Below are 17,854 nucleotides of genomic sequence, written 5' to 3' on the forward strand. Positions count from 1 at the left end.
TTTAACGCTACGTAAATGAGGCCGAGGGAACCATTCGGCAGGAATGCACTAATATAGTATGAATGAGATTAAATTATGGAGCGATTTATTTGCTATCTGTTACAGAATAAAAGATAAATAGGTTCTAAAGTTCTATATGTAAATAGGATCTCAAAACATAACCCAAATCCCCCCGGTCCTGCCATAACCGCTGCGGCCTCATTTTTTCTCCGTTAAGCGAATGCCCGTAGCGGAGCGTTAAAAAGGGGCGATTGTCTGAGCGAAGCGAGTTCGAGCCCCTTTAGCGAAACGAAGGAAGTGAGTAGGAGAAAAAATGCAGCCTTGATCTTTTCTTTTGCATCAAGGCAAAAGAAAAGTACATCCCAACACAAACGTTTGCATAACATTTTAAATTACTTCTAAGAATTCAGATACACAATATATAAAAAGAATGTCTTATACTTGCATAATCAATCGTTCATAATCAAAATCTAATATATATGATAGTATCATTTAATATTGAATATCGTACCAGCTGGGGAGAAGAAGTAAGAGTCACGGGCTCCATCCCCGAATTGGGAGAAGACAATCCCGAATACTCCATTCCCCTTCGCACTGTAGATGGAATTCACTGGACAGCAGAGACTGAAATACAAGTCCCTAATGAAAAATTTGTGAACTATAGTTATCTCATCTGGCAAGACGGAAAAGTGGTCCGCAATGAGTGGAACAGTTTTCCCCGCCGCCTATATCTAACAGATGACAGTAAGAAAAGATACTGCATCAATGACTGTTGGAAGAATCTTCCGGAACAGCAGTACTTCTATAGTTCAGCTTTTACCGAATCATTGCTGGCACATCACAGTAGAGCAGGCGTACCTCAAAGTTACAAAAAAAGCTTAGTGATAAAAGCATATGCTCCACGCATCAACGAAGACTATTGTGTGGCTATCTGCGGCAATCAGAAAGTATTGGGCGATTGGAATCCTGACAAAGCATTGTTAATGAGTGATATCAATTTCCCAGAATGGCAGGCTGAGATGGATGCAAGCAAACTTAAATTCCCGCTGGAATACAAATTCATTCTCTACAATAAAAAGGAGAAACGTGCCGAAACATGGGAAAATAATCCAAATCGCTATATGGCTAACCCGGAATTGAAAGCGAACGAAACGCTTGTCATCTCCGACCGGTACGTCTATTTTAATATCCCCGCATGGAAAGGTGCCGGCGTTGCTGTGCCCGTATTCTCGTTAAAATCAGATAAGAGCTTTGGCGTAGGAGACTTCGGAGACCTGAAACGCATGGTTGACTGGGCTGTAAGTACGAACCAGAAAATAGTACAGATCCTGCCAATTAACGATACGACGATGACTCACACCTGGACGGACTCTTATCCGTACAACAGTATCTCTATCTATGCTTTTCACCCCATGTATGCCGATCTCAAAAAGATGGGTACACTGAAAGACAAAGAAGCAGCTGCCGCCTTTAATCAAAAGCAGAAAGAGCTGAATGCACTTTCTACAATTGACTACGAAGCAGTGAATCAGACAAAGTGGGAATACTTCCGTCTTATCTTCTGCCAGGAAGGTGAAAAGGTGTTAGCTTCCAAGGCATTCAAGAAATTCTTTGAAGCCAACAAAGAGTGGTTGCAACCATACGCTGTATTCAGTTATCTGCGCGATGCTTTCAAAACGCCTAACTTCCGCGAATGGCCCCGCCATAACGTATACAACGCAGAGGAGATAGAAAAGATGTGCCAACCGGGAGCTGTCGATTATCCCTTTATCTCAATCTATTTCTATATCCAATTCAACCTACATCTGCAATTGCTTGAAGCGACTACATATGCCCGCGAAAACGGGGTAGTACTGAAAGGTGACATTCCTATCGGTATCAGCCGTAACAGTGTGGAAGCCTGGACGGAGCCCTACTATTTCAACCTCAACGGTCAAGCCGGTGCCCCACCCGATGACTTCTCTGTAAACGGCCAAAACTGGGGATTCCCAACCTATAACTGGGATGTTATGGAACAAGATGGTTACAGCTGGTGGATGAAACGTTTCCGTAAAATGGCGGAATACTTCGATGCCTACCGTATCGACCACATTTTAGGTTTCTTCCGTATCTGGGAAATACCGATGCATGCCGTTCACGGACTATTAGGACAGTTTGTACCCGCCCTGCCAATGAGCCGGGAAGAGATAGAAAGTTATGGACTTCCTTTCCGTGAAGAATTCCTGAAACCTTATATACACGAATATTTCTTAGGACAAGTGTTCGGACCACACACCGATTATGTGAAACAGACATTTATCGAGCCAACTGATACCTGGGAGGTATACCGTATGCGTGATGAGTTTGACACGCAACGTAAAGTAGAAGCCTTCTTTGCCGGAAAAACAGACGAGGATAGTATATGGATTCGTGACGGACTGTACGCACTGATCAGTGATGTATTGTTTGTCCCCGACCGTCAGGAAGCAGATAAATACCACCCGCGTATCAGCGTACAACACGACTTTATCTACCGTTCGCTGAACGACTGGGAAAAAGCTGCCTTCAACCGTTTGTACGATCAGTATTACTATCATCGCCATAACCAGTTCTGGCAGCAGCAAGCAATGAACAAGTTGCCACAGTTGACACAATCTACCCGTATGTTGGTATGCGGTGAAGATCTCGGCATGATCCCCGACTGCGTCCCGTGGGTAATGAACGACCTGCGCATTCTCAGTCTTGAGATACAGCGCATGCCAAAGAATCCAACTTATGAATTCGGTCATTTGAATGAATATCCGTACCGTTCTGTCTGTACCATCTCAACACACGACATGTCTACTTTACGTGGCTGGTGGGAAGAAGATTATCAGCAGACACAGCGTTACTACAACACCATGCTTGGTCATTACGGTGCTGCTCCGGCAGTAGCTACTCCGGAATTGTGCGAAGAAGTAGTCCGCAACCATCTGTACAGTAATTCCATCCTCTGCATCCTCTCTTTGCAGGACTGGTTGGCAATAGATGGAAAATGGCGTAATCCAAACGTACAGGAAGAACGTATCAATATACCTGCCAACCCACGGCACTATTGGCGCTATCGCATGCATCTGACGCTGGAACAGCTGATGAAAGCAGAAAGCCTGAACGAGAAAATAAAAGAGTTGATTAAACAGACAGGAAGAAAGCCGGAAAAATAAGCTCCTGTCATCTCCTGATTTTCATAAAAAGCGCCTCTCCCTATTAAATCAACCGGGAGAGGCGTTGTTATTATCAAGATATCCTGTATCTTTGCGGCCATAAAATGAGACAAACACAACAATGGAAGATAACAAAAGCAAACGCATTGACTTTGTAGACCTCACCAAGGGCGTTTGCATCATTCTGGTAGTTATGGCCCACATTGGCGGAGCATTTACCAGGTTTGATGAAGACTCCATGGTATCTTGTTTCCGCATGCCGCTTTATTTCTTCATATCCGGTATCTTCTTTAAATCTTATGAAGGCTTCTTAGGGTTCTTCCTTCGTAAAATCAACAAGCTACTTATCCCATTCACTTTTTTTTATGTCGGAGCTTTTCTGCTAAAGTATGTCGTATGGAAAATAGCCCCCGGTGTATTTCATCTGCCGGTACAATGGAGTGAATTACTTGTTGTGTTTCACGGGCACGATTTAATCAAGTTCAACCCTCCTATCTGGTTTCTGATTGCACTGTTCAATTGTAATATTCTATTCTATTTACTCCATTTCTTACGAGACAGACATCTGAAACTTGTATTCGCCCTCACTCTGCTCATCGGAGCAATCGGTTTCTTCATGGGGAAATACCGTTTTGAGCTGCCACTGTATGTAGATGTGGCCATGACAGCTCTGCCATTCTACGTTGCAGGTTTCTGGATACGCCGTTACAATTTCTTTCTCTTTCCGCATCGGCTCGACAAGCTGATCCCTCTGTTTATCATTGCCGCACTTGCCATCATGTATTTCGTTGCTTTCACCCCGGGGATGCGTACCAACAGTTATCATGGCAATATCTTCCAGTTCTATATAGCCGCTTTTGCGGGTATCTTTATGATTATGTTGCTGTGCAAGAGGGTAAAACACATACCTGTAGTCTCTTACTTAGGACGTTATTCGGTAATCACGCTTGGTATTCATGCACCGATACTTCATTTTTCCGGTCAGTTCGCATCACGGTATATTCATAACGAATGGGCATTAGCCTTCACACTGCTATTCATAACATTGGGCATCTGCATTGCCGTAACGCCCTTCTTCCTGAAAGTAATGCCCCAGGTGGTGGCGCAGAAAGATTTGATAAGAATCAGGTAAGAGTTCTATCCGGTTTGTTGTATCTTTGTAAAAGTATTCATCTTTTCAAGCCAAAATACAGTCATGAATATAAACGCCAGTTATATACATTTAGAGAATATACTCTTCTTTGCCCATCACGGAGTAGCTACACAAGAAACGATTGTGGGGAATGAGTTTTATATCAACCTGAGATTAAAAGTCGGTTTCGCACACGCCATTGAGACAGATGCAGTAGAGGATACGGTGAGTTATGCCGACGTATATACCCTATTGAAAGAAGAAATGGGAATCCCCTCCAAACTGTTGGAACATGTATGCGGACGTATTGCAGAAAGATTATTCCGGGATTTTCCTGCCATTGAAGAAGTAGAAATAAAGTTGTCCAAACGGAATCCACCCATGGGAGCAGATATTGATGCAGCAGGTGTGGAGATGTTTTGCACCAGAGCATGAGAGATGATGAGGAAGAATTTCACCCCATCATTGAGTACTTTTCCCCGGCTCCGGGGAGGAATATCCTCGGCTCCGGGGAGGAGTGTCCTCGGCTCCGGGGAGGAAGCTGTTCCCCGGAGCCGGGAATGTCAGTCGAGAATCGATTGAATTCAGCACGGGGATAACGCAGAAGGGAACTCATTTTTGACTCCCCCCATCGCCTGCCGAACCTCCCCGTGCGGGAAGCACTATTTCTTTTTCTTTCGTTTGTTTACCGATGCTACCGCTTCGGTCACTACCGGTTTGTTTTCAAACCGCTTGGTATAGCCGGAATAATCGGGATGAGTCCGTTCATAATCGGGATCCATAAACAAAGGACTTGATATGATATGGTCAGCTGTAGAGCGGTTGCAGCAGAATACAATATTCTCCACACCGGCCAGACGGGTCAATGCTTTCACATCCGTGTCGTGTGGTTGCAGCGTCATCGGATCGGTAAAGAAGAACAGATAATCGATCTCTCCGTCCACAATACGCGAACCCATCTGTTGGTCACCTCCCAACGGACCGGATTTCAGAATCGTAAAATCCCATTCAACATCGGGATGTTTCTCTTTCAATGCTTCAAGAATCAGCGTACCGGTCGTTCCCGTACAATAGAACTTATGTCCCATCAACAGTTCTGAATTCCAGAGCACCCATTCAATCAGATCTCTTTTCATGGCATCATGTGCCACAAGACCTATTTTTCTTACTAACTTTTTTTCCATTTGCGTTATCCTTTAAAGTCAGACAATTGGGAGAAACGTTTCCGTCCCTTCACATAAAACTGCCACAAGATACTGCTTTTTATTCGTTCGGGAATAGAATCGACATAAGTTTTTCTCAGATTTTCTTCACGGGCTTTCAGGAAATAAGAACGAAGCCGTTTATATTCACTCCGTGCATGAAACACTGCCTTTACATTATCCAACTGCCCTTTCAGTAAGTACTGAAGGGCGGCTACATAGTCGAGAAAAGCCCGTACGCGCATCACCTTATTCAACTCCTGTGGAGGAAGATTTTTATAAAGCATGACAAGATTATTACGAAAATTGAGATAAGTCTTCCGCGGGCTCTCTTTTTTCAGCGTTGCCGCCCCCACATGATAGACAACACTTTGAGGGATACAAACAATACTCCTCCCGCGTGAGCGAAGCCGCCAGCAAAGATCTATCTCTTCCATATGGGCAAAAAAGCGGGCATCGAGTCCACCTGCATCCATATAATCCGCCCGGCGGATAAACAAAGCTGCTCCCGTAGCCCAAAATACCGGAGTAATCGTATCATACTGTCCCCGGTCCTCTTCCACTTCATTCATCACACGTCCCCGGCAAAAAGGATAGCCGTAACGGTCTATGTATCCACCGGCTGCACCGGCATATTCAAACATCTGCTTCTGTCGCCAACTACGTATTTTGGGCTGGCAGGCAGCTACTTCAGGATGAGCATCCATATAACTGACAAGTGGTTCGAGCCAATTCTCCGTTACTTCTACATCCGAATTAAGCAGAACCACATACTCCGCATCCACCTTTTGTAAAGCAAGATTGTATCCTTCTGCAAAGCCGTGATTCTCTTCCAACAAGATCAAACGAGCCATTGGGAAATCATCCCGAAGCATGGCGACCGAAGAATCCGTAGAGCCATTATCGGCCACACAAACCTCTATATCATCCCTATCGGAATGGCAAAGCACCGACGGAAGAAAAGAGCGGAGCATGTCACAACCGTTCCAGTTTAATATAACAACAGATATCTTTTTCATAGTCTTTATAGAATAGTGCCTTTCAACGCTGTACCATCTTCATTAAGCTCTCCCAACAACACATCGACCATTTTATTATCCAACGAAGGATCATTTTCCACTTCTACCCGGATATAATTGGCCGTAAAACCATGCATCGGCATGCCCGCCTTGGTCTTTTCCATAAGTACAGGCATTGTCTGCCCGATGTGACGGACATAAAAAGCCTGCGTTTTTTCATCCGAAAGAGTTAGCAATCTTTGGCTACGCTTATGTTTTTCTTCGGGAGCCACCACATGATCTATCTTCAAAGCCTGTGTACCGGGACGTTCCGAATAACTGAATACATGCAGCTGAGTCACATCCAATCCGGCAATAAAGCGGTAGGCATCTTCAAAATATTCATCCGTTTCACCACGTGTACCCACAATTACATCTACTCCAATAAAGGCATCGGGCATCACTTCCTTGATCTTCTTTATTTTGGAAGCAAACAAAGCCGTGTCATAACGACGCCGCATTAACTTCAGTACATCATCCGATCCGGACTGTAAGGGTATATGGAAATGTGGCATGAATCTGCGGGAATGGGATACGAACTCAATAATTTCATCCGTCAGCAAATTGGGTTCTATGGAAGAAATCCGATAACGCTCAATGCCTTCCACTTCATCCAGTGCTTTCACCAGATCAAAAAAAGTCTCTCCGGTAGTCTTACCAAAATCACCAATATTCACACCTGTAAGTACAATCTCTTTTCCACCTTCGGCAACAGCCTGACGGGCTTGTTCTACCATAGAAGCAACCGTTCCGTTCCGGCTCCGCCCACGGGCAAAGGGAATCGTACAATAAGAACAGAAATAATCACAGCCATCCTGTACCTTCAAGAAAAAGCGGGTACGATCTCCGCGTGAGCATGAAGGTGCAAACGAACGAATATCTTTTGCAGCCGTTGTATGCGCTTCTCCGGCTTCATGCTTTTGCAAATCGCCCAAATACTGAAGCAGATCCTTCTTTTGCTCAGCACCTAACACTACATCAACTCCCTCAATCTTCGCCACATCGCCCGGTTTAAGCTGCGCATAACATCCCGTCACCACAACAAAAGCTCCCGGATGCTGTTTCACCAACCGATGAATGGCCTGCCGACATTTCTTATCTGCCATCTCCGTCACCGAACATGTATTAACCACACAAATATCCGCACGCTCGCCTTTACGCACCGTACGCACACCTGCTTCACGCAGGATTTTACCAATAGTCGAGGTCTCTGAGAAATTCAATTTGCAGCCTAAAGTATAGTAAACAGCTGTCTTATCCTGAAATACAGTGGTATCTATCATAATTTTAACAAACGCATATTGGATGCAAAGTTACACAATCTATGAGAATTAAGTATTAAAAATTAGGAATTAACAACTAAAGGATTTAACCTCTTCATAGACTTTAATTACTATTTTTTGATTCCTAATTAAATTATTATTCCTATTTTTGCACAATTCACTAAAAAACGTGCAATGATAAAAGAGAATTTTATTAAGCTATACGAGAATAGCTTTCAAGAAAACTGGGACCTGCCTTGTTATACCGACTATGACGAGGACTCTGGTTACACATACGGGCAAGTGGCCGAAGAGATAGCCCGCCTCCATCTATTATTCAGACATTGTAGCCTCCGACGTGGTGACAAAATAGCCGTTATCGGAAAAAATAATGCCCGATGGTGCATCGCTTATATGGCAACAATCACCTATGGCGCCATCATCGTGCCGATTCTTCAGGACTTCAACCCGAACGACGTACATCATATTGTGAACCATTCGGAATCTGTTTTTCTCTTTACCAGCGATACCATTTGGGACAATCTCGAAGAAGAAAAACTGACCGGACTCCGCGGTGTATTCTCGCTTACTGACTTCCGTTGTCTGTATCAGCGTGACGGTGAAACGATACAGAAATTCATCAAACATCTGGACAATGAAATGCACCGTGCATACCCCAAAGGATTCCACCGGGAAGATGTGCAATATACCACGCTTTCCAACGATAAAGTCATGTTGCTGAACTATACCTCCGGTACCACAGGTTTCAGTAAAGGTGTCATGTTGACAGGAAACAATCTTGCAGGAAATGTCACCTTCGGAATCCGCACCGAACTACTGAAAAAAGGAGATAAAGTACTCTCCTTCCTTCCGTTAGCACATGCTTATGGCTGTGCGTTCGATTTTCTGACGGCCACGGCTGTAGGTACGCACGTTACCCTGCTCGGCAAAACCCCTTCTCCGAAGATCATAATGAAAGCATTCGAGGAAGTAAAACCCAATCTGATAATCACTGTTCCGCTCGTTATCGAAAAGATATACAAAAACACGATCCAGCCTCTTATCAATAAAAAAGGTATGAAATGGGCATTAAGTATCCCCTTACTTGATAGCCAGATTTATGGTCAGATTCGCAAAAAGCTGATCGATGCATTAGGAGGACGTTTCAAAGAAATTATCATTGGCGGAGCCGCTATGAACCCGGAAGTAGAAGAATTCTTTCACAAGATCAAATTCCCATTTACTATTGGTTACGGAATGACAGAATGCGGTCCGCTCATCAGTTATGCCCCATGGAATGAATTTATCCCTACCTCTTCCGGTAAGATACTTGACATTATGGAAGCACGCATTTACAAAGAAAATCCCGAAGCTGAAACAGGAGAAATCCAAGTACGGGGTGAGAATGTTATGACCGGTTATTACAAAAATCCGGATGCTACCAAGGAAGTATTCACCGAAGACGGCTGGCTGCGCACAGGTGACTTGGGAACCATGGATGCCAATGGCAATATCTTCATTCGCGGACGATTGAAAACGATGATTTTAAGTTCGAGCGGACAAAATATATTTCCGGAGGAAATCGAAGCCAAACTAAATAACCTGCCTTTCATTCTCGAAAGTCTTGTTATTGAAAGAAATAAGAAGTTGGTAGCCCTTGTATATGCAGATTACGAGTCTTTAGATTCATTAGGCCTCAATCAACCGGACAATTTAAAGACCATCATGGATGAAAATCTAAAGAATCTGAATGCAACTGTAGCCAACTATGAGAAGATAAGTCAAATACAACTCTACCCAACAGAATTTGAAAAAACACCTAAGAGAAGTATTAAACGCTATCTATATAATAGTATAGCAGTGAATTAGGTATGTTTTAAAACATGTTGTGAGACAAATAGAAAGTATACTTCAAAAAAAAATATAAAAAAAGTTGGCTTTTCGAGAACAACGTATTCTAAAAGTACATATCTTTGCAGCGTTTTAATAAGCAATTGATTGTATTACAGATTTTAAAAGCAAAGAAAATGAAAAAATTAGTTTTAGTATTCGCAGCTATCGCAGCAGTATCATTCGCATCTTGTGGAAACAAAGCAGCTGAAGCAGCAAAAGCAGAAGCAGATTCTATCCGTATCGCTGACTCAATCGCAGCAGTAGAAGCAGCAGCAGCTGAAGCAGCAGCGGCAATGGATACAGTAACTGTTGATAGCGTAACAGTAACAGAAACTGTAGTAGCTGAATAATTTTAGCTCTGAGAGAATTGAAAGTCTGGCGTGTAAAACACGAACAGACTTTTTTTGTACCTTATACTTCCATCTGACACTTAAAAAACACATTCAACAAACACTCAATCAAATGCGCAACCCCATATTAAGCATTCCATATTAACACCATTAACAATTCCCCAAGATATAGAAACTCTTCATTATAAGAAAACGTACTTTTCATACTTAAAAGTACGTTTTTTGGGTACACAAAAGTACCTATTTAACACCCTATTAAATACTATTCTTTATATCGGATACATTAGATTGTTTTCAAATTGAATATCAAGTAATTACAGATAAACAACACTTTTCTTCCACCCCATCCTGCAAATCTTTAAAAGAGATAGTTGCTTTTTAAGCAAACATCCCCCCCTGACCTTGACACATAAAAAAAAGCCTAATCTCTTTCGAGATCAAGCTTTTCTATATTTAGTAAGTTCTAAATCTTATTCAGCAACTACTTCAAAAGGAATTTCTACAGAAACTTCCTTATGCAATTTTACGATAGCTTTATAAGAACCAACTTCTTTTACTGCGTCTTTTACAACGATTGTCTTTCTGTCAATTTCATGACCCAATTTAGCCAACGCTTCAGCAATCTGAATGTTACTTACAGAACCGAAAATAGTTCCTGTAGAGCTAACCTTAGTTGCAATAGTCAAAGAAACACCTTCCAATTTAGCAGCCATTGCTTCAGCATCTTTCTTGATTTTCTCAAGTTTGTGAGCACGCTGTTTCAGGTCTTCAGCCAACATTTTCTTTGCGGAAGGAGAAGCGATGATAGCTTTTCCAGTCGGGATCAAATAATTACGACCATAACCAGACTTAACAGTTACGATGTCATTCTTATAACCCAAGTTTACTACGTCTTCTTTCAATATAATTTCCATACTTTTCCTCCTTCTTATTTCATCATGTCAGTTACATAAGGCAACAATGCCAAGTGACGTGCTCTCTTCACAGCCTGCGCAATACGACGTTGGAACTTCAAAGAAGTACCTGTGATACGGCGCGGAAGGATTTTACCCTGTTCATTCAAGAATTTCTTCAAGAATTCAGGATCTTTGTAGTCGATATAACGAATACCACTCTTTTTGAAACGGCAGTATTTTTTCTTCTTAACGTCTACTGAAGGCGGAGTCAAATATCTGATTTCTGATTGAACTTGTTGTGCCATGATTAATCCTCCTTTTTGCTTGATTTAACACTTCTTCTTTTTGCAGCATATTCTGCAGCGTACTTATCCATCTTGAAAGTCAAGAAACGGATAACACGTTCGTCACGACGGAAGTTCAACTCCAACTTGTCGATAACAGTCGGGTCTGCGTTGAACTCGATTAACTGATAGAAACCTGTAGACTTCTTCTGAATAGGATAAGCCAATTTCTTCAGTCCCCAGTTCTCTTCATTGATAATCTCAGCACCCTCAGCCTGAAGGATACCTTTGAATTTTTCTACCGCTTCCTTCATCTGAACATCAGATAAAACGGGAGTTAAAATGAAAACGGTTTCGTATTGATTCATACTCGTTTAATTAAATAAATAAATTATTTGATTTAAAAATGCGGGTGCAAAGTTAGGCATTTTATTGTGAACTACAAACATTTAATCTTTTTTTGTATCACAAGATAGGAATTTACACAGAAGAGCTATACCTTTGCAAAGTTGTTGAAACAATAATTTCATGATAGAACAATTTAACTTTGACATCCGGCTTATTTTTGCCATTCTCAATGGTAAGGTTTCCGCGGCTATAAACCGGAAACTGTATCGTAACTTCCGTCAGGGCGGTTTGGAAATCAGTCCCGAACAGTGGACCGTGCTCATTTTTCTTTGGGAAAAAGACGGAGTTACACAACAAGAGTTGTGTAATGCAACTTTTAAAGATAAACCCAGTATGACCCGATTGATAGATAATATGGAACGCCAACATTTGGTTGTCCGCATTTCAGACAAAAAAGACCGCCGTACCAATCTCATCCACTTAACCAAAACCGGTAAGGAGTTAGAGGAAAAAGCACGTATTATAGCTAATCGTACCCTTATGGAGGCTCTACAGGGCATCACTGTAGAAGAGTTAAGCGTAAGTCAGGAAGTCTTAAGAAAAATATTCTTCAATACGAAAGATTAAGTATTGGCAAGTATGTAAAAACAGACTATTTACGCTGATTAATAGTTTTTTTGCATAAATAATTTCGCCCGTTAAAGAATTATGCTTTAATTTGTGACCAGGAATAAAATAATCTATTAAAATACACACACATGAAAGTCTTATTAAAGAATTTAGGATTAATATTAATTTTGGTCGGAGTAATTATTCTGATCGCCTGCTCCCTGACTGGTAATGTAAATAACAATACTATTTTGGGAACTTCGATACTCTTGGTAGTATTAGGTCTTGTTTCTTATATTATCATTAATAAGAAAATAGCAGATTAATATTTAACGAAACTAAAAAAAGGGCCGGAAATGAATATTTCCGGCCCTTTTTTTAGTTTCGTTTTTTCTCCTTCCTTAGTTTTCAACTTCGGGAGTAATCAATTTATATCCTTTTCCATGAATGTTGATAATCTCAATAGAGTCATCTTCTTTCAGGTGTTTACGCAATTTAGTGATGTACACATCCATACTACGTGCATTGAAGTAGTTATCATCAATCCAGATAGTCTTTAAAGCGAAGTCACGTTGCAGGATTTCGTTGGCATGTGCACAAAGCAAGCCAAGTAACTCAGATTCTTTGGTAGTCAGTTTCGTCTGCTTTCCTTCTGAAGCAAGAATCTGCTTCTGAGTATCAAAGGTAAACTTACCAATCTTATAGATGTTACTTTCTTTATTTTTCTTTCCGCGTACACGTCTCAGAATAGCTTCGATTCTGAAAGTAAGTTCTTCCATACTAAACGGCTTGGTGATATAATCGTCCGCACCGATTTTGAATCCTTCCAGAATATCTTCTTTCAGTGTTTTTGCAGTCAGGAAGATAATAGGAATTTCGGCATTGGCAGCACGCACATCCTGTGCCAAAGTAAATCCGTCTTTTTTAGGCATCATTACGTCAAACACACACAAGTCATATTTATTCTTCAGGAAAGCCTTATAACCAGCTTCCCCATCGGGATACAACTCAGCAGAATAACCTTTTGCCTGTAAATATTCTCTTAAAAGCATGCCAAGATTTTCATCATCTTCGCACAATAAAATACGCAGTTTCTCGTCCATATCAATCATTTTTTAATAAAGGTAATGCAATTATAAATTTAGTTCCTACATTCAATTCGCTCTCTGCCCGAATGGTTCCTTTATGGTCCTGAATAATCTTCTTCACATAGGCCAATCCCAATCCGAAGCCCTTTACATCGTGCAGATTACCTGTATGCACGCGATAGAACTTATCGAACACCTTTTTAAGGTTTTCTTTCTTTATACCAATACCGTTGTCCTGTATAGAAATCATCAGCTTACCCGGTTCATTCCAGGTTTTGACGTTCAGCAACAGTTCTTCTTCCGGTTTCTTGTATTTCACCGCATTGTCCATCAGATTGAAGATCACATTCGTGAGATGCATTTCATCTGCAAATATAACAGGATCGGTGGCCTCAAGGTTCGATGTAATCTTACCATTATATCGTTCCACTTTCAAAGTGAACGTATTAATCACCCCTGTTATCAGTTCGTTAGCATCAATTTCCTTCATCTTGAGCGTCGCCTTTTGACGGTCGAACATTGACATCTGAAGCACTTTCTCCACCTGGAAGCGGAGCCGTTTCGTTTCGTCATTGATCACTCCCGATATATGCTGGAACATCTGTGGTGACTTACCCACCGCAGGGTCCTTCAACATCTGTGCCGCCAATGAGATGGTTGATATCGGTGTCTTGAACTCATGCGTCATATTATTGATAAAGTCATTCTTCATTTCTGTCAGCTTCTTCTGACGGAATACTATATATATAGTAAAGATGAACGTTATCAACAGTACTAAAGTGAATATCATTGACGGGATCATAAAACTCACCGAATCAAAGATATAATCCTTTTTCCCGGGAAAGTGTATCTTTACAATACTCATTTTAGCCGGCGGGTCATTCTGGAAAAGCGGCTGAGTATATGAATCCTCATTTCCTTTCCCTTCGTAGTCCGCACAGCGGTATACTTCCCGCCCATCTTTATCGACCACCGTAAAGTGATAAGGCAATTCTATTCCATTATTAAGAAGTGCCGACTTCAGGTAGTCGTCCAGATCTTTAAATCTTACGCGTTCGCCTATCGACTTGTCACTGGCACGGTAAACCATTTGCAGTGCAACTTCATCGAGCAGAACCCGCTGATACATATACCGATTCTTAACTGCATCGAGCAAAGATTTCGATGTTTTTGGAATCGTATTTCCACCATGTCTGCGCGAAATCATCATCTTGGGCAACTCTGACGGTTTGTTAGTCATTACTTTTAATTCAAAGTCCGTCATTATTCTTCCATCCGGTGATTTCACCGTAAATCGCTGTGTTTGCTGCACCAAATCATCCCCTTGCATAGAAGAGGAAGCGGTCAGCGCTTTCCGTTCCGCTTCAGTAATATCTTCCCTCAGCCAACGGTCGGTTTCCGCAAATTCCACATCTTTTGATACCTGATACAAGCTATTACGCACAGAGTTATCAAATTGTTCTTTGCGCATCTTCACCATTGCCTCTATATAACTTACCTGTAAGTAAAGTAATCCGAGGAAGGAAAGACCCATTACAATACCTAATATCCAGATTGTTGACTTTTTCATAGCAACAAAATTAACACTCCCTAATTAACATACCTAACACATTAACCTATTTTAATCGTACATTCTCGTAAATTAACCGAAAGGTAATATTTAGCTCATGTTCTGACGACTATAACAAAACAATATATCCTTTGGTTTGCAAATTTAATAAAAAATTAAATCTTTCTCTTAGGAATTTCTACTTTTCTTAATCATTGTTAAGTGAAAAAGCCGCCCCCCTTTCGAACGAAAGAAGGACGGCTAAAGCATTATAAACGAATAATTACTCCTCCACCTGTTTGGCTTCGAAGTCTTTTATTAACTTATCCTGTACATCAGAAGGCACAAGTTCATAACTTGCGAATTTCATAATGAACGAAGCACGCCCTCCGGTGAGTGAGCTAAGCGCTGTTGAATAAGAAGACATTTCTTTAAGAGGTACTTTAGCTATTAGTTTTTCAAACCCTTTCTCGCTATTCATACCCATAATCATGGCACGACGTCCCTGAAGATCACCCATCACATCGCCCATCTTATCCGACGGTACAAACACCTCTACGTCATAAATAGGTTCCAGAATCTTCGGACCGGCATTCTTGAAGGCTTCGCTGAAAGCATTACGTCCTGCCAGCATGAATGAGATTTCATTGGAGTCTACCGGGTGCATCTTTCCGTCGTAAACAATAACGCGTACATCACGGGCATAGGACCCCGTCAACGGACCTTGTTCCATCCGAGACATGATACCTTTCAAAATAGCAGGCAGGAAACGTGTATCAATAGAACCACCTACGATACTGTTAACAAATACCAATTTTCCTCCCCATTCCAATGGGACTTCTTCTGTTCCTTTTACATTGATCTTGAACTCCTGTCCGTTGAACTTATAAGTATCGGGCACGGGCATGCCTTCTTTATAAGGTTCGACAATGAGGTGTACTTCACCGAACTGTCCGGCTCCACCCGATTGTTTTTTATGACGATAATCGGCACGGGCAGCTTTTGTGATTGTTTCACGGTAGGGAATTTTCGGTTCCTCGTATTTCACTTGTAGCTTTTCATTGTTTTCCAGACGCCACTTCAAAGTACGGAGGTGGAATTCTCCCTGTCCATGCACCAGTGTCTGTTTCAATTCTTTAGACTGTTCAATAACCCACGTCGGATCTTCTTCACGCATACGGTTCAAGATACTCATCATCTTTTCCACATCTGCTTCATTGACAGGTTTAATGGCACGCGAGTATTTTGAATTAGGATACTTAATAAAGTTAAATTTGTTATCGCAGTCTTTTCCATTCAGTGTATTGCCTGTTTTTACGTCTTTCAGTTTTACGGTAGCGCCAATATCACCTGCGCAAAGCTCTTCTACTTTGACACGGTTGGAGCCGGCCACTACGTAAAGTTGCGCCATACGCTCTTTTGAGCCACGGTCGGCATTGAGCAAATCGTCACCTTCGTGTACTTTTCCACTCATTACTTTAAAGTAGGATACTTCACCGATATGGGGTTCAACACTCGTTTTGAAGAAATAAAGAGAGGTAGGACCATTTACATCAGGAGCTATTTCTTTTCCGGCCGTATTAGTTACTTTTGGCATTTGAGAAACAAACGGAACAACGTTGCCTAAGAACTCCATCAAGCGGCGTACTCCCATGTCTTTGCCTGCACATACACAAAATACGGGGAACATTCCGCGGGCGGCAAGTCCTTTGCGGATACCATCGCGCATTTCGTCTTCTGTCAGCGAGTCTTGCTCAAAGAACTTTTCCATGAGTTCTTCGTCATTTTCAGCAGCAGCCTCTACAAGTGCCTTATGCCATTCCATAGCCTTATCCATCTCTTCGGCAGGAATATCTTCGATGATAGGGGCTCCCCCTTCTGGTTTCCAGGAGTACTTTTTCATCAACAGGACATCGATCAGCGAATTAAACTCGGGACCTGTATTGATCGGATACTGGATAGGAACCACTTTTGAGCCATAAGCTTCTTTTAATTGTTCAAGGATATTATCATAATCGCATTTATCATTATCAAGCTGGTTGACAAGGAAAATGACGGGTTTATTCAATTTTTCGGTGTAGCGGAAATGATTCTGTGTACCAACTTCAACGCCGTATTGGCCATTGAGAAGAATAATTGCGGTGTCGGTCACATTCAGTGCGGTAACTGTGCCTCCTACAAAGTCGTCCGAACCCGGACAGTCTATCATATTCAGCTTTTTATTGTTCCATTCTACATGGAATACGGTGGAGAAAACGGAGTAGCCATACTCTTGTTCAACGGGGAAATAGTCACTAACTGTATTTTTTGCGGCAATAGTTCCGCGACGTTTTATAACACCACTCTCGAAAAGCATTGCTTCCACGAGAGTGGTTTTCCCAGATCCAGAACTTCCCAAGAGGGCTATGTTCTTAATTTCGTTCGTCTGATATACCTTCATAATCAATAAGATTTAAATGAATTACTCAGTATGTTCTCGCATACCATTTATTTAAGTGTCGCAAATTAGGAATTAATAAGGGGAAAAGCAACAAAGGACACAGTGTTACTAAACAATGTTATGCAACACATTGCGTAAATCTTCTTCCTCGGCTCCGAGGAACAACCTCCTACCCGGAGCCGAGTGCTTCCCGTACGGGGAGGTGCGACAGGCGATGGGTAATTATTAAAATACAGATAAATACGCTGGGGAAAAGTTTGATTCCTTTCTGTATGGATTTGGATGTATTTCACCACAGAGTAACACGGAGTTCCACAGAGTTTAAATCTTTATTGAAACGCAGATGAACGCAAATTTTCGCAAAGGGAAACAAATAGATGATAAAGAACTACAATCTTTTAATCTGTGTTTATTTGTGTTAATCCGCGTTTTATTAGATAAATAATGCTCTGTGAAACTCTGTAGTGAGTTTTGCTCATTACTATTCAGTTTTGAACTTAATGGTGTTTGTCATTGCTATCAGTCTCTTTCTCCGGTATTGATAAAGTTCTATCTCGTAGA

Annotated in this window: 15 protein-coding genes; 6 read left to right on the top strand and 9 right to left on the bottom strand. The window is 41.7% G+C overall.

Going from position 1 to position 17,854, the window contains the following annotated elements; translation table 11 throughout:
* The first annotated feature begins 479 nt into the window (after nt 1-479).
* The 3 genes from ACESQI_RS08150 (at nt 480) to folB (ending at nt 4,749) form a co-directional block, all read left to right on the top strand.
* Nucleotides 480-3,182, top strand: a complete 2,703-nt coding sequence (locus ACESQI_RS08150) for a 4-alpha-glucanotransferase (protein WP_025866708.1) — start codon at nt 480-482, stop codon at nt 3,180-3,182.
* A gap of 121 nt (nt 3,183-3,303) precedes the next feature.
* Nucleotides 3,304-4,314, top strand: coding sequence for an acyltransferase family protein (locus ACESQI_RS08155; RefSeq protein ID WP_195660228.1), 1,011 nt, complete (start codon nt 3,304-3,306; stop codon nt 4,312-4,314).
* A gap of 63 nt (nt 4,315-4,377) precedes the next feature.
* On the top strand, nt 4,378-4,749 hold the full coding sequence (folB, locus tag ACESQI_RS08160) for a dihydroneopterin aldolase (RefSeq protein ID WP_373125730.1): 372 nt from the start codon (nt 4,378-4,380) through the stop codon (nt 4,747-4,749).
* Between the two features lie 227 nt (nt 4,750-4,976).
* Here the strand turns inward: folB and ACESQI_RS08165 are convergent, their stop codons facing one another.
* The 3 genes from ACESQI_RS08165 to mtaB are packed head-to-tail and all read right to left on the bottom strand — an operon-like array spanning nt 4,977 to nt 7,857.
* Complete coding sequence (locus ACESQI_RS08165; RefSeq protein WP_122201878.1) at nt 4,977-5,498, bottom strand: methylglyoxal synthase; 522 nt, start codon at nt 5,496-5,498, stop codon at nt 4,977-4,979.
* Nucleotides 5,499-5,503: 5 nt separating this feature from the next.
* The gene (locus ACESQI_RS08170) at nt 5,504-6,535 is read right to left on the bottom strand and encodes a glycosyltransferase family 2 protein (protein ID WP_373125732.1); all 1,032 of its coding nucleotides are present in this window, start codon (nt 6,533-6,535) and stop codon (nt 5,504-5,506) included.
* Nucleotides 6,536-6,540: 5 nt separating this feature from the next.
* Nucleotides 6,541-7,857 carry a tRNA (N(6)-L-threonylcarbamoyladenosine(37)-C(2))-methylthiotransferase MtaB gene (mtaB, locus tag ACESQI_RS08175; RefSeq protein ID WP_025866705.1) on the bottom strand — a complete coding sequence of 439 codons (1,317 nt, stop codon included), beginning with the start codon at nt 7,855-7,857 and terminating at the stop codon, nt 6,541-6,543.
* Between the two features lie 174 nt (nt 7,858-8,031).
* On the opposite strand from mtaB, the gene ACESQI_RS08180 reads away from it, so the two are divergent.
* Together ACESQI_RS08180 and ACESQI_RS08185 are read left to right on the top strand one after the other, a co-directional pair.
* Nucleotides 8,032-9,705: a long-chain fatty acid--CoA ligase gene (locus ACESQI_RS08180; protein ID WP_221649516.1), complete on the top strand. Its 1,674-nt coding sequence runs from the start codon at nt 8,032-8,034 to the stop codon at nt 9,703-9,705.
* A 158-nt stretch (nt 9,706-9,863) separates the two neighbouring features.
* Nucleotides 9,864-10,079: a hypothetical protein gene (locus ACESQI_RS08185; protein ID WP_002562533.1), complete on the top strand. Its 216-nt coding sequence runs from the start codon at nt 9,864-9,866 to the stop codon at nt 10,077-10,079.
* Between the two features lie 470 nt (nt 10,080-10,549).
* Here the strand turns inward: ACESQI_RS08185 and rplI are convergent, their stop codons facing one another.
* From rplI to rpsF, 3 genes are read right to left on the bottom strand one after another with little or no spacing between them, the layout of a single operon-like run.
* The gene (gene rplI, locus ACESQI_RS08190; RefSeq protein ID WP_002562535.1) at nt 10,550-10,993 is read right to left on the bottom strand and encodes a 50S ribosomal protein L9; all 444 of its coding nucleotides are present in this window, start codon (nt 10,991-10,993) and stop codon (nt 10,550-10,552) included.
* A gap of 14 nt (nt 10,994-11,007) precedes the next feature.
* Nucleotides 11,008-11,280: a 30S ribosomal protein S18 gene (gene rpsR / locus ACESQI_RS08195; RefSeq protein ID WP_002562536.1), complete on the bottom strand. Its 273-nt coding sequence runs from the start codon at nt 11,278-11,280 to the stop codon at nt 11,008-11,010.
* 2 nt (nt 11,281-11,282) lie between these two features.
* A complete protein-coding gene (gene rpsF, locus ACESQI_RS08200; RefSeq protein ID WP_002562537.1) occupies nt 11,283-11,627 on the bottom strand; it encodes a 30S ribosomal protein S6 in 345 nt (114 codons plus the stop codon).
* Nucleotides 11,628-11,787: 160 nt separating this feature from the next.
* Here rpsF and ACESQI_RS08205 point away from each other — a divergent pair, with 160 nt between their 5' ends.
* The gene (locus ACESQI_RS08205; RefSeq protein ID WP_002562538.1) at nt 11,788-12,234 is read left to right on the top strand and encodes a MarR family winged helix-turn-helix transcriptional regulator; all 447 of its coding nucleotides are present in this window, start codon (nt 11,788-11,790) and stop codon (nt 12,232-12,234) included.
* 383 nt (nt 12,235-12,617) lie between these two features.
* Here the strand turns inward: ACESQI_RS08205 and ACESQI_RS08210 are convergent, their stop codons facing one another.
* The 3 genes from ACESQI_RS08210 to ACESQI_RS08220 all read right to left on the bottom strand — a co-directional run bounded on the left by ACESQI_RS08210 (nt 12,618) and on the right by ACESQI_RS08220 (nt 17,293).
* Nucleotides 12,618-13,319, bottom strand: coding sequence for a response regulator transcription factor (locus ACESQI_RS08210; RefSeq protein WP_002562540.1), 702 nt, complete (start codon nt 13,317-13,319; stop codon nt 12,618-12,620).
* Between the two features lies 1 nt (nt 13,320).
* Nucleotides 13,321-14,874 (bottom strand): sensor histidine kinase KdpD, encoded by a 1,554-nt coding sequence (locus tag ACESQI_RS08215; RefSeq protein WP_002562541.1) that lies wholly within the window; start codon nt 14,872-14,874, stop codon nt 13,321-13,323.
* Between the two features lie 262 nt (nt 14,875-15,136).
* Nucleotides 15,137-17,293: a translation factor GTPase family protein gene (locus tag ACESQI_RS08220; protein ID WP_002562542.1), complete on the bottom strand. Its 2,157-nt coding sequence runs from the start codon at nt 17,291-17,293 to the stop codon at nt 15,137-15,139.
* Between the last annotated feature and the right edge of the window lie 561 nt (nt 17,294-17,854).

The organism is Bacteroides sp. HPS0048, from assembly GCF_964240755.1.
Taxonomy (GTDB): domain Bacteria; phylum Bacteroidota; class Bacteroidia; order Bacteroidales; family Bacteroidaceae; genus Bacteroides; species Bacteroides nordii.

Bases quoted from the DNA above. Each gene is read 5' to 3' on its own strand.
- ACESQI_RS08150 (WP_025866708.1), top strand. From the start codon at position 480: ATGATAGTATCATTTAATATTGAATATCGTACCAGCTGGGGAGAAGAA.
- ACESQI_RS08155 (WP_195660228.1), top strand. From the start codon at position 3,304: ATGGAAGATAACAAAAGCAAACGCATTGACTTTGTAGACCTCACCAAG.
- folB (WP_373125730.1), top strand. From the start codon at position 4,378: ATGAATATAAACGCCAGTTATATACATTTAGAGAATATACTCTTCTTT.
- ACESQI_RS08165 (WP_122201878.1), bottom strand. From the start codon at position 5,498: ATGGAAAAAAAGTTAGTAAGAAAAATAGGTCTTGTGGCACATGATGCC.
- ACESQI_RS08170 (WP_373125732.1), bottom strand. From the start codon at position 6,535: ATGAAAAAGATATCTGTTGTTATATTAAACTGGAACGGTTGTGACATG.
- mtaB (WP_025866705.1), bottom strand. From the start codon at position 7,857: ATGATAGATACCACTGTATTTCAGGATAAGACAGCTGTTTACTATACT.
- ACESQI_RS08180 (WP_221649516.1), top strand. From the start codon at position 8,032: ATGATAAAAGAGAATTTTATTAAGCTATACGAGAATAGCTTTCAAGAA.
- ACESQI_RS08185 (WP_002562533.1), top strand. From the start codon at position 9,864: ATGAAAAAATTAGTTTTAGTATTCGCAGCTATCGCAGCAGTATCATTC.
- rplI (WP_002562535.1), bottom strand. From the start codon at position 10,993: ATGGAAATTATATTGAAAGAAGACGTAGTAAACTTGGGTTATAAGAAT.
- rpsR (WP_002562536.1), bottom strand. From the start codon at position 11,280: ATGGCACAACAAGTTCAATCAGAAATCAGATATTTGACTCCGCCTTCA.
- rpsF (WP_002562537.1), bottom strand. From the start codon at position 11,627: ATGAATCAATACGAAACCGTTTTCATTTTAACTCCCGTTTTATCTGAT.
- ACESQI_RS08205 (WP_002562538.1), top strand. From the start codon at position 11,788: ATGATAGAACAATTTAACTTTGACATCCGGCTTATTTTTGCCATTCTC.
- ACESQI_RS08210 (WP_002562540.1), bottom strand. From the start codon at position 13,319: ATGGACGAGAAACTGCGTATTTTATTGTGCGAAGATGATGAAAATCTT.
- ACESQI_RS08215 (WP_002562541.1), bottom strand. From the start codon at position 14,874: ATGAAAAAGTCAACAATCTGGATATTAGGTATTGTAATGGGTCTTTCC.
- ACESQI_RS08220 (WP_002562542.1), bottom strand. From the start codon at position 17,293: ATGAAGGTATATCAGACGAACGAAATTAAGAACATAGCCCTCTTGGGA.